The sequence below is a fragment of the Pontixanthobacter gangjinensis genome (genome assembly GCF_009827545.1).
Taxonomy (GTDB): Bacteria; Pseudomonadota; Alphaproteobacteria; order Sphingomonadales; family Sphingomonadaceae; genus Pontixanthobacter; species Pontixanthobacter gangjinensis.
Map to the genome: position 1 here is coordinate 2,397,060 of NZ_WTYS01000001.1, position 12,201 is coordinate 2,409,260.

The following is a 12,201-nucleotide window of genomic DNA, read 5'->3' on the forward strand; positions in this document are numbered from 1 at the left end:
TCATCGTTGGCTTGCCGGATTTGCGGGGCTATGCGGTCAGAATGCATCAAGCCTCTTCTGCTCTCTCACCATTCGATATCGCAGCTATTCTGATCGTTGCTTCGGCTGTGCTGGGGTATGTGAATCACCATTTCATCAAACTACCTCATGTAATTGGACTGACCGTTATGGGTGCCTTGGCCGCGCTTGGACTGATGGTGGCGGACGCATTCATTCCTGGCGTGGTTCTCGATGACCAAGTCGCTGGCTTGCTTGAACAGATGAATTTCACCGATACGCTGTTGCAAGGCATGCTCAGCTTTCTGCTGTTTGCAGGCGCACTGCATGTCGATCTGGACCGCCTGAAGGTTGCATGGCTGCCAGTGCTGCTGCTCTCCACCGTCGGAGTGATAATCTCGACTTTGCTGATCGGCGGAGCGACTTGGGGTGTAGGGTTACTGCTTGGTGTCGATATTGCACCGATCTGGTACTTCGTGTTCGGCGCGTTGATTTCACCGACCGATCCGGTCTCTGTGCTGGGCGTACTCAAGGAAGAGAAGGTCCCCGCTTCACTTCAATCGGCGGTTGCCGGCGAAAGCCTGTTTAACGATGGTGTCGGCATTGTGGTGTTCACCATCCTGCTTGGCGCAGCGGTAACCGGCGCGGATTTCTCCCTATCAAAAGGTGCAATATTATTCGTTTTCGAGGCTGGCGGCGGCGTGCTGGTCGGTCTCGTCTTCGGCTATATTGGTTACAGGGCGCTCGCCAGCATGGATGAATATACGCTCGAAGTGCTGATTACGCTGGCGATTGTTATGGGAGGCTATGCGCTTTGCACTCAGCTGCACATTTCCGGTCCGTTGGCGATGGCGGTTGCAGGACTGTTGATTGGCAATCACGGGGTCAGCTTCGCAATGAGCGACGTGACCCGCGACTACGTCATCAAATTCTGGGAGCTGGTCGACGAGCTGCTTAATTCTGTGCTTTTCCTGCTTATCGGCTTGGAGCTTATTGCGCTAGTTCCAGGCACAGATCACATCATTATGGGGCTTGCTGCCATTATCATTACCCTAGCCGCCCGCGGTATTGCTGTCGGGAGCGCGATCAAGATCATTCCAGCAGCGCGCTTAAGCGACAACGGGGCAGGACGCGTGTTGTGGTGGGGCGGCCTGCGAGGCGGCATCTCGATAGCGCTTGCCCTATCGCTTCCTGCCGGCCCAACGCGGGAACTACTTCTCGCCGCGACCTTTGCCGCTGTCCTATTTTCGGTGCTTGTCCAACGTGCCACACTTGGCAAGCTGATCGACAGTTTGAAAGCCAAGCACGCACCAGCGGTTGAACCGCGAATTGGCGATGATCCCACTCCCCCTGCTGCCTGATTGCGCTCGGCGCGATTTGTCAGTAATAGCGATTCTCACGCCCCGGCCCCTGCGAAGCATTTGGTTTCGCCAGCCGGGGCGCCGTTTTTAGGTACTGATTTTCAGGACCGGCCGACCTTAATCAGGCCATTTGAAGGAAGCCGCGCATGACCCGTCGCCGTCAGATTTACGAAGGCAAGGCCAAAATCCTGTATGAAGGTCCAGAACCGGGCACGATCATTCAGTATTTCAAAGACGATGCAACGGCGTTCAACGCGCAGAAAAAAGGCACCATCAACGGCAAAGGTGTAATCAATAATCGCATCAGCGAATATGTCTTCACCCGCCTCAGTCATATCGGCATCCCGACCCACTTCATTCGCCGCCTCAATATGCGCGAACAGCTTGTCCGTCAGGTCGAGATTGTTCCGATCGAAGTGATCGTGCGTAATGTTGCAGCAGGTTCAATCTGCAAACGTCTCGGCCTTGAGGAAGGTGTAGCACTGCCGCATACGCTGATCGAATATTGCTACAAGGATGATGCGCTCGGCGATCCGCTTGTTGGCGAAGAGCACATCGCATGCTTCAATTGGGCAAGCCAAGAGGAAATGCAGGACATTTCCAGCATGGCGATCCGCGTGAACGATTTCCTGTGCGGAATGTTTGCGGCGATCAACATCCGCCTGATCGATTTCAAACTAGAATTCGGCAGGCTGTATGATGGCGATTTCAGCCGAATTATTCTGGCTGATGAAATAAGTCCGGATGGCTGCCGCCTGTGGGACATGACCACGAACGAGAAGCTGGATAAAGATCGCTTCCGCCGCGATTTGGGCGGTGAGGAAGAAGCCTATCAAGAAGTCGCACGGCGGCTTGGGCTGCTGGGTAACGAAGATAACAGCCCCGGCGAAGTCTTCGATTTGAGCGCCCACCGCGGCAAATTACGCGGGACGAAACCGAAAAAATAGGCTTTTTTCAATCCGTTGTTGCAGGTTCAGTCCTCCTCCGGCAAAACGTACAGATGAAATCACCACTATTCGCGCGTCTAGCGCTCTCGCTCTTGCTGTCTACCGCCCTTGCTGCACCAATCGCAGCGCAGGAAGCCGCCGCCGAACCGGCAAGCGGCGAATCCGCGGCGATAGCGGAGGGTTGGGACGCTGCGGATTGGGATCTTGCGGATAGCGAATTTTTGCCGGAAGCCGGATGGAAATTCGGCACGCTCGATAACGGCATGCGCTACATTATTCGACAGAACGACCGGCCCGAAAAGACTGCTCTGGTCCGCATGGTGATCGGGACTGGCTCGATCGACGAACGCGACGAAGAACAAGGCTTCGCGCATTATCTCGAACATATGGCGTTCAACGGATCCACCAATGTCCCCGAAGGCGAAATGATCAAATTGCTCGAACGCGAAGGCCTAGCTTTTGGTGCAGATACCAACGCCTCGACCGGTTTCGATGAGACTCAGTATATACTTGATCTACCTCGTGCCGATCCCGCCCTGCTCGACACGGCCTTGATGCTGATGCGTGAGACGGTGAGCGAGTTGACCATTGCACCAGAAGCTGTCGAACGCGAACGCGGGGTCATCTTGTCCGAACGCCGCGTGCGTAACAATTACAATTTTAAGAATGTGGTTGAGGGTTTGCGCTTCGCTTATCCCGAAGCGCGTCTTGGGTCACGCCTACCGATTGGCACAATCGAAACGCTCGAAGGAGCAACCGCCGAAGGCCTGCGCGCGTTCTGGAGCCGTGAATATGTACCCGCAGACACAGTTCTCGTAATCGTCGGCGATTTCGATCCTGCTTTGGTCGAGGGGAATATCCGCACACGCTTTGCCGATTGGGAGTCTGCTGAATCGCCTGACCAACCGCCGCTTGGCCCGGTGGATCCCGGGACTAAAGGGCAGACTACAATATACCTGGACCCAGCCTTGACCGAGTCAGTCACAATCACTCGCCACGGCGCATATATTGACCGGCCTGACACGGTCGAGGAACGGCGCAAGAGCGTGCTGCGCCAATTGGGTGACAGAGTGATCAGCCGCCGTTTACAGAGGTTGCTTCGCGATGAAGACCCACCGTTCCGAGGGGTCAGTGTATCAAGCAGCGATTTCTTCGATGAAGCCCGAACCACTCAGCTTGTCGTGGCCTCGCAGGAAGGCGGATGGCAACGCGGGCTTGATGCAGCGATTGACGAATATCGCCGAGCGCTCATCTATGGATTCACCAAGGCCGAAATTGCCGAACAGATTAGCAATTATCGGACTTCGTTGGAAAATGCGGCGGCAAATGTTGGCACGCGCACCAACAACCAACTTGTCAGTTCAGCTCTGGCTATTATCAGCGGCGACAATGTCCCCGACAGTCCCCAAAACACCCTAGATCGTTTCAACGCTGCGGTCGCCGTTGCCACCCCAGAAACTGTATTGGCTGAACTGCGCGCGAATGCCGTCGAACTGGATGAGCCGTTGATCCGATTCACTGGAAAGGTCGCGCCGGAAGGCGGCGAGGATGCGCTGCGTTCGGCCGTAGACATCGCTTATGCTCGCGACGTTGCGCCACCAGTAGATAGTGGCAATGCCGAGTTCGGTTACACTGATTTCGGCACGCCGGGCGCGGTCGTCAGCGACATGAAAACGGCTAATCTCGATATTCGCACCTTGCGCTTTGCCAATGGCGTAATGCTGAATTTGAAACCGACCGACCTTGAAGACGACCGGGTTACTATCCGGGTCAACATTGATGGCGGAACCGTGATTGAAACACGCGAGAATCCCATGGCGGTGACCATTGCTGGATTGCTGACCAGCGGTGGTCTTGGCAAGCATAGTAGCGATCAATTGCAGTCAATTCTGGCCGGAAGATCAGTCGGCGGGAGCTTTGGCGCGGGAGAACTAACATTTATCAGTTCCGCCAGAACGACCCCGCGTGACCTAGAATTGCAGCTTCAATTATTGACTGCTTACATTACCGATCCGGGCTATCGTGCCGAAGGTCTCGGTCTATGGAAAAAAGGGCTTGAAGATTTCTTTGCTACTCTGGGTAAGACACCCGGATCAGCATTTGGTGAAGCATCGTCACTCATTCTCTCGGACAATGACCCGCGCTTTGTTCGTCCGCCACTCGAGGCTTATCAAGCGCTCGATTATTACCAATTGAAAGGCAACATTGCCGACCGGCTCGATAATGGTGCGATTGAAATTGGTATAGTCGGCGACTTTGACGCGGATCAAGCAATCGCGCTTGTGGCTAAAACCTTTGGTGCGCTGCCCCAGCGCGAGCCTGAATTTCGCGAATATAATGACGAACGCCGCCAACGTAGCTTCACTGACAACAGACAGTCTTACACGATCGAACATGACGGTGAGCCAGACCAGGCAATGTTGCAATTGGTCTGGCCGACGACAGACAATGAAGATTGGACCGAGACTTCGCAATTCAATCTGCTGTCGCGTGTGACCCAATTGATGCTGACCGAGAAATTGCGCGAAGAATTGGGGCAAACATACTCTCCCTCTGTCGGGAGCAGCCTTAGTTCACTATACCGCGATTACGGCACATTCTCGATGAGCGCCTCAGTTGATATCTCTCAGCTGGATGCAGCAAAATCGGCTATGGATCAGGTAATTGCCGATTTGCTTGCCGCTGAACCGGATGCGGATTTGATCCAGCGCGCTCGCCAACCAGTGCTTGAAAGCCTCGACAATCGGCTCAAGACTAATGGTGGCTGGATGGGTGTGGTTGACCGAGCGCAGTCTAAGCCTGAAGATTTGCTGCGGTTCCTGACAACCAAAGCGCGATACGAAGCCATGACAGGAGCGGAATTACTCGCCCTCGCCCGGAAATATTTGCAGCCTGACCAGCTTGTGGAATTCCGTGTTGTACCGAGCGACGTTGTCCTGGCCAAAGCTTCTGAGATGGACGTAACGACGCCTTGATCTTTCTGTCCTTTGAGGGACACACTGTTGTGAGGGTGGAGCATGGAACGACGTGCTTCCCCTTTTCTTTTTGCCCACAATCCTTGGAGCCGACCAGCTAGTTCGAGTTTTCCGACAGTTTGGCGACGGTCTGAACTTGCCCCAGCCCCGCGCAATCGGCATAGGCTGCTTGCACAAAAGGATGGCCGCAGAAACTGCCAGCCGCTTCATGCAAAGGTCTGCCCGATGAAAGTTCATGTCCACGTATCGCTCAAGCCTGGTGTGCTCGACCCACAGGGCCGCGCCATTCATCATGCGCTTGAGGGGCTCGGATTTGGTGGTGTGAATGATGTCCGAGCGGGCCGCTTGATCGAGCTTGATGTGTCTGATGACACGTCTGACGATGATTTGGACCAAATGTGCCGCAAGCTGCTCGCTAATATGGTCATCGAAAATTACAGTATTGAGAAGAAGGTAGACGCCTGATGGCCTTCCGCTCGGCAGTCATCACTTTCCCGGGATCGAATTGCGACCGCGATATGGCGGTGGCTCTGGAACAAGTTTCCGGCTCAGCACCGCTCCGGATCTGGCATGGGGATAGTGATTTGCCGCAGCGGCTCGATTTTATAGCTGTGCCCGGCGGCTTCTCATATGGTGATTACCTTCGCTCCGGCGCGATGGCTGCGCGCAGCCCGATCATGAATGCAATTGTGCAGGCCGCAGAAGGCGGCGTGCCCGTACTCGGCGTTTGCAATGGCTTTCAAATATTGACCGAAACCGGCCTGTTGCCTGGCGCATTAATGCGCAATGCTGGGCAGAATTTCGTATGTCGCACGGTCCCGCTTAAGGTTGAGAACAACCAGTCGTTATTCACTTGCGGCTATGAAGCCGGTGAAGAAATCTACATTCCCGTTGCGCATCATGATGGCAATTATTTCGCCGATGATGCCACACTCGACCAGCTCGAAGGTGATGGCCGCGTCGCATTTCGTTATATGGACAGCGTCAACGGATCACGCCGCGATATTGCGGGCGTTTTGAATGCGGCGGGCAATGTGCTGGGAATGATGCCACACCCAGAACGTGCGATTGATGAAGCGCATGGCGGAACCGACGGACGGACACTGTTCGAAAGCGCAATTAAGAGCTTGGCCGCCGCTTAAACAGCGGTTCTATTAAGCGATAAGGCGGCCAGCCCGGTCGAAGATTGCACGTGCTTCTAGTGCAGGCATTGGCCGACCGAAATAATAGCCCTGGATTTTTGAGCAACCCAGCTCCCGTATCATCTCAGCCTCTTCAGCCGTTTCGACCCCTTCAGCTGTCGTGGTCATTTCCAGACTATCTGCCATCGCGACGACTGCCCGAATAATCGCTAGGCTTTCCGCGCTATTCTGCGCGGCACCCTGAACAAAGCTACGGTCCACTTTGATGGTAGAGAAGCTGAGCTTGCGAAGATAGCCAAGCGAGGAATAGCCAGTTCCAAAATCGTCCAATGCCACTGTGCAGCCAAGCGCAATTACCTGCTCTAATGCCGCACGTGCAACATTCGCATCCCGCAAGAAAATGCTCTCGGTAACCTCGATTTCCAGCCTTCTTGCATCCAATCCGCTTGATGAAAGAGCCTTTACGACCGTTGAGGCGAACTCCGGTTCAATCAGCTGTTCGCCCGAGACATTGACTGCGACCCGAATATGGCTCGGCCAGTTCGTCGCTTCAATACAGGCTTGCTCCAAGACCCATTTGCCAATCGGAATAATCAAACGCGTATCTTCTGCGAGCGGGATGAATTTATCCGGTCCAACGAAACCATGTTCTTTGCTGTTCCAGCGAAGCAAAGCTTCAAAGCTGACAACATGCTCATCATTAGCGTCAACGACCGGCTGATAATGCAGCGACATTTCGTTGTTTTCAAGCGCGCGACGAAGAGAGTATTCAAGCTTGCGCCGCTCTTCTGCATGTGCGTGAAGCATCGGCTCATAAGCAAAATGTTCGCCTCCGCCTTCATCCTTCGCACGGTAAAGCGCCAAGTCGGAATTGCGCATAATCTCTTCGACAGTCTTTCCATCGCGCGGACCAATTGCGGACCCGACGCTGGCCCCAACGTACAATGTGTTGTTATCAATATCGTATGGTTGAGACAGTCGTGAGATGACCTTGCGGGCCACGCTTTCCACTACCCCCTTTTTCGATGCGTCGCGGATCACAATGCCGAACTCGTCGCCACCAAGCCGGCCGCACATCGTATTATCGTCCATCAATTCCTTCAGCCGATTTGAAACTTTCGCCAGCAGTTGATCTCCGACTTGATGACCGAGCGAGTCATTGACCGCTTTAAACCGGTCAAGGTCGAGCATGAGAAACGCGCAGCGCGAGCGCCATTTTTCCGCGTAGCGCATTGCATCGCGCAGCGCTTCGTTGAGCATTAAGCGGTTCGGTAGGCTGGTCAGCGTGTCGTAGCGGGCAAGGTATGCGATTTTCTCGCTCGACTCGCGTTGTTCGGTTACATCCGATCCAACACCACGGAACCCAAGATAGGTGCCGCTTTCGTCGATAATCGGCGTACCGGAAAGTTCCCACCAACGATGCTCGCCGCTGATGGTTACTTTGACGATCAGATTGGAAAAACTCTCCCGCCGTTTTAGCCGCTCAGCGAGATCATGCAGGCTAGGAGCGAACTGCCCCGATTCCCACGAGTCACCCGCGATCAGTTGCAAGAACGGTTTCCCATCGACGTCTATAGGCGTCTTACCCAAGGCGAATGAAAAACGCGGGGAGACCGAGCGCACACGCCGTCCGGTGTCCACTTGCCACAACCAGTCAGCCTGGTTTTCTTCAAATTCCCGCAACAATAAGGAAACGACTTCGCTTTGTTCGACAACCCCAGCCTCTGCGATCCGAGCCATCAAATAGGTTCGCGCGCTTTCTATGGTGCCAAAAATGGCAATCCCGACGAAGAATATAACTATCGCTGAAATAGCGAACTCGCCCAATATGGCGGCGCTAATTGCCGCTGCTAATCCGGTGAGCGTGGTAAATATAATCGAGCCCAGAGGGGCTGCTGCAACTACCAGAGCAGATCCAACAATCAGCACCGAAACAATTGACCACAGCGCCAATAATTCCTTCGCCGTCCCTTGAAAGGCAAAGAAGCCAATCGGGACGCACCAAACAACCGCTATGAAAGCGATTGCACGGCAATGATGGTTGAATTCGGTGCTAGTCATGCGCCGAGTGTCTGCATCAGCCAGACTCTTGTCGCAGCGCACGCCGTAATACAGAACTCCTACTAATGCTAACACCCAGCTAACCAGTGCCAGCACGCCCACACTTCCGAAATAGACCCAAATCGCAAGGATGGCGGCTACAATGTGCGCACCGACCCTCAGCGGCGCGCCTTGGGCCAATTTAGCATATTGCAGGCCACGCAGACGCGCCCAATCTTCCTGATCGGGGTTTCTGATCCCTAGGACCGCCAAAGCTGGCAAGCGTGCCGGCAACGCCGGTAAATCGGATGGACTTTCATTCACCGCGAAACCGGTAAGCGAAACAAGTTAGCACGGAGTAAAAATGCCAAGCCTTTTATGTCGGCTCAAGCGTATTTTATACTGTAAGCATGGTTTATACTGGTCGCCTCGTTAGACTATTGGTCATTCAACGGTCACAGATTTCGCCAAATTCCGCGGCTGATCCACATCAGTGCCTTTGACGCAGGCGACATGATAAGCGAGCAATTGCACCGGAACCGCATAGACAAGCGGAGCAATTAAAGGGTGAACCTTGGGCATTTCGATTGTAGCGATACATCCCTCGCCTGCTTCCACGATACCATCGCGGTCGGAAATGAGAACAATCTGACCGCCGCGAGCGCGAACTTCATGCATATTCGAAACGGTCTTCTCAAACAATGGACCGGACGGCGCCAGCACGATAACTGGAACCAATTCATCAATCAGAGCAATCGGGCCGTGCTTCATTTCACCTGAGGCGTAACCTTCTGCATGGATATAACTGATTTCTTTAAGCTTTAACGCGCCTTCGAGCGCCAAAGGATAGTCAGGACCGCGGCCCAAATAAAGCACATCGCGCGCCGGAGCAATCAAATGCGCCATCGAAGCAATGTCATCATCATGGTCCAGCGCCGCATTCAAACAGGCAGGCGCTTCAAGCAGGTGTTTCACTACCTCCTGCTCTTCGGCGCGATCCATCCGGCCTTTCTTAACCGCCAGATGCGCCGCGAGCGCAGCGAGCACGGCCAGCTGACAGGTGAAGGCTTTGGTCGAAGCCACGCCAATCTCAGGTCCGGCATGGGTTGGTAACAGCAAATCGGCTTCGCGCGCCATTGAGCTTGTCGGGACATTGACCACCACCCCGATTATCTGCCCTTCCTTCTTGCAATGGCGAAGCGCCGCCAAAGTGTCTGCGGTTTCGCCCGATTGCGAGATGAACAGTGCTAGACCGCCATCCTCCAGCACGGGATCGCGGTAGCGGAATTCGCTGGCCACGTCTAAATCAACCGGGACGCGAGCGAATTGCTCGAACCAATATTTCGCAACCATTCCCGCGTAGTAAGAGGTTCCGCAGGCGACGATCGTAATCCGCTTAACTTCCGACAAATCGAAATCTATTTGCGGCAGCGCGACGGTTTCTTCGGCGCGGTGGACATAGCTGGCGAGTGTCTGCGCAACCACGGTCGGCTGTTCGAAAATCTCTTTTTGCATGTAGTGGCGATAATTACCCTTTTCGACCGAGGCAGCGGACGCACCCGAGGTCGAAATCTCACGTTCAACTTGGTTGTTCTCTTCGTCGAAAATGGCCGCACCATCGCGCGTGATAACCACCCAGTCGCCCTCTTCGAGATAGGCGATCTTTTGCGTCAAGGGGGCCAAGGCTAAGGCGTCAGAGCCAAGGAACATCTCTCCATCCCCATATCCGACAACCAGCGGCGACCCAAGCCGCGCACCGATCAACATGTCGGGATATTCACGGAAAGCAATCGCCAGTGCAAACGCCCCGCGCAATGTTGGCAGCACGGCCTTAACCGCGTCCTCTGGCGATGAGCCAGCTTCAATTCGCTCGGAAATCAAATGCGCAACAACTTCGCTGTCGGTTTCGCTTTCGAGCGTGCGGCCTTTGCCAATGAGTTCGTTGCGAAGCGGCTTGAAATTTTCGATGATACCATTGTGCACCAACGCCACATGATCGGTCGCATGGGGGTGCGCATTGTGCGTAGTTGGTGCCCCATGGGTAGCCCACCGTGTATGGGCTATTCCGATATCGCCCGATGCAGGATTACCGTTCAATTCGTCAACCAAATTGATCAGCTTGCCCTGAGCCCTGCGTCGGACAAGCGTGCCGCCATCAATCGTGCAGATACCCGCACTATCATAACCCCGGTATTCCATCCGCTTCAGCCCATCGACAAGGCGGTTTGCCACTGCTGATTTGCTGACGATGCCGATTATTCCGCACATGCGTTAATGCCTTCAATTTCTGGAACTGGATAGATTTTGCAGGCCTTTAACCACAAAAGCTGTGAAAATTGTGTAATTTTTGCTGACTGGCTCTTAAAAATAGATTGTCGCCCAGTCTATTGGTTTTGACTTACCGCCCACGCACCGTGGCAGCAACTTGGCCTCAATTACTAACGGCGTGACGGCTCAAATAACCAGGCCAAGGCAATTGCGATAGAATGCATGCGGACAACGGGTCCAATTTTTGGTGTGCGGATTAAGGCTGCGCCGTGAAAACAGCGCATTAAGATCGCGCCGCAAGATTGGCCACACTTTTCCTCATCCTTAATGTCCGCAGGACGGGAGTGTCGCCAAAGTTTGAACAAATCTTTCCGCACGTGGTTTACGATTCCTTAAAGACTAATCCGCCAAATCGTCCTGTCGCGCTCGAAAGCAGTGCGCATTTGGGGGCTCAATGACCAAGCTGATTGTTCAAATACCGTGCTTTAATGAAGCTGAGGATCTGCCTGCAACGCTAGCCGCGATACCACGCCGTATCGAGGGGATCGACACTGTTGAAATTCTGGTGATCGACGATGGCAGTCATGACGGAACTTCGGATGTCGCGCGTCGGTGGGGCGTACACCATATTATCCGTCACCGTAGAAACCGCGGTCTCGCCTCAGCATTCCGCTCCGGTATTCGTGCTGCGCTGGAGGCTGGAGCTGATATCATCGTTAATACCGATGCCGATGGCCAATATGAAGGCGCAGACATTGCCGCGCTGGTCGGGCCTGTAATCGCTGGTAACGCCGATATTGTCATCGGTGATCGCGGCGTAGGTAACAATGAGTATTTCGGGCCTCTAAAACGACTGCTTCAGCGCCTCGGCAGCACGGTCGTGCGGCGCCTGTCGCGTACAGAAATCACCGATGCCGTGAGCGGGTTTCGTGCGATGACACGCGCCGCTGCTCAACAAATCAATATCACCACCGACTTCAGCTATACCACAGATATGCTGATCCAATCAGGCCGCAAGCGCTTTGCGATTAAGAGCGTGCCGATCCGCACTAACAAGACCCTGCGCCCTTCTCGCCTGTTCAGTTCGGTACCGCGGTTCATCATAAACACCGGCATCACTATTGCCCGCGCCTACACTACGCATAATCCATTACGCGTATTTGTTGGCGGCGGAGCATTGATCGCCCTGATTGGGCTGGCTCCAATCCTGCGTTTCGGTTGGTTTTATCTGTCAGGTGACGGAGACGGTCATATTCAGTCGCTGGTTATCGGCGGCGCTTTGCTGGTGCTGGGCACGCTGGTTGCAATAATGGGTGTGCTTGCTGATTTGGTCGCTGCAAACCGCAAGCTGATTGAGACAAATTTGTACGAAATCCGCCAGTTGCGAGATGAATTGAAACTGCGTCCAGAAGCGCAAAAATCAGGCGAAGATTCCGTTCCATTACGCCAAGTAAAATCCGCCAGAAATTGA

8 protein-coding genes are annotated in these 12,201 nt (G+C 54.2%); 6 read left to right on the top strand and 2 right to left on the bottom strand.

What is annotated here, in order from left to right; genetic code table 11:
• Positions 1 to 41: 41 nt before the first annotated feature.
• From GRI36_RS11415 to purQ, 5 genes are all read left to right on the top strand, one after another.
• Complete coding sequence (locus GRI36_RS11415) at positions 42 to 1,358, top strand: cation:proton antiporter (protein WP_160598564.1); 1,317 nt, start codon at positions 42 to 44, stop codon at positions 1,356 to 1,358.
• 146 nt (positions 1,359 to 1,504) lie between these two features.
• Complete coding sequence (gene purC / locus GRI36_RS11420) at positions 1,505 to 2,305, top strand: phosphoribosylaminoimidazolesuccinocarboxamide synthase (protein WP_160598565.1); 801 nt, start codon at positions 1,505 to 1,507, stop codon at positions 2,303 to 2,305.
• A gap of 53 nt (positions 2,306 to 2,358) precedes the next feature.
• On the top strand, positions 2,359 to 5,280 hold the full coding sequence (locus GRI36_RS11425) for a M16 family metallopeptidase (protein WP_160598566.1): 2,922 nt from the start codon (positions 2,359 to 2,361) through the stop codon (positions 5,278 to 5,280).
• A 225-nt stretch (positions 5,281 to 5,505) separates the two neighbouring features.
• Positions 5,506 to 5,745 carry a phosphoribosylformylglycinamidine synthase subunit PurS gene (purS, locus tag GRI36_RS11430; protein WP_160598567.1) on the top strand — a complete coding sequence of 80 codons (240 nt, stop codon included), beginning with the start codon at positions 5,506 to 5,508 and terminating at the stop codon, positions 5,743 to 5,745.
• Positions 5,745 to 6,422, top strand: coding sequence for a phosphoribosylformylglycinamidine synthase subunit PurQ (purQ, locus tag GRI36_RS11435; protein WP_160598568.1), 678 nt, complete (start codon positions 5,745 to 5,747; stop codon positions 6,420 to 6,422). Before purS ends, purQ begins: the two co-directional genes overlap by 1 nt.
• Positions 6,423 to 6,434: 12 nt before the next feature.
• Here the strand turns inward: purQ and GRI36_RS11440 are convergent, their stop codons facing one another.
• On the bottom strand, positions 6,435 to 8,735 hold the full coding sequence (locus GRI36_RS11440) for a putative bifunctional diguanylate cyclase/phosphodiesterase (RefSeq protein WP_235902456.1): 2,301 nt from the start codon (positions 8,733 to 8,735) through the stop codon (positions 6,435 to 6,437).
• Between the two features lie 171 nt (positions 8,736 to 8,906).
• Positions 8,907 to 10,730, bottom strand: coding sequence for a glutamine--fructose-6-phosphate transaminase (isomerizing) (glmS, locus tag GRI36_RS11445; RefSeq protein WP_160598569.1), 1,824 nt, complete (start codon positions 10,728 to 10,730; stop codon positions 8,907 to 8,909).
• Positions 10,731 to 11,184: 454 nt separating this feature from the next.
• On the opposite strand from glmS, the gene GRI36_RS11450 reads away from it, so the two are divergent.
• A complete protein-coding gene (locus GRI36_RS11450; protein ID WP_160598570.1) occupies positions 11,185 to 12,201 on the top strand; it encodes a glycosyltransferase family 2 protein in 1,017 nt (338 codons plus the stop codon).

Excerpts from the sequence above, each read along its gene's own strand:
- GRI36_RS11415 (WP_160598564.1), top strand. The coding sequence starts at position 42 with ATGCATCAAGCCTCTTCTGCTCTCTCACCATTCGATATCGCAGCTATT.
- purC (WP_160598565.1), top strand. The coding sequence starts at position 1,505 with ATGACCCGTCGCCGTCAGATTTACGAAGGCAAGGCCAAAATCCTGTAT.
- GRI36_RS11425 (WP_160598566.1), top strand. The coding sequence starts at position 2,359 with ATGAAATCACCACTATTCGCGCGTCTAGCGCTCTCGCTCTTGCTGTCT.
- purS (WP_160598567.1), top strand. The coding sequence starts at position 5,506 with ATGAAAGTTCATGTCCACGTATCGCTCAAGCCTGGTGTGCTCGACCCA.
- purQ (WP_160598568.1), top strand. The coding sequence starts at position 5,745 with ATGGCCTTCCGCTCGGCAGTCATCACTTTCCCGGGATCGAATTGCGAC.
- glmS (WP_160598569.1), bottom strand. The coding sequence starts at position 10,730 with ATGTGCGGAATAATCGGCATCGTCAGCAAATCAGCAGTGGCAAACCGC.
- GRI36_RS11450 (WP_160598570.1), top strand. The coding sequence starts at position 11,185 with ATGACCAAGCTGATTGTTCAAATACCGTGCTTTAATGAAGCTGAGGAT.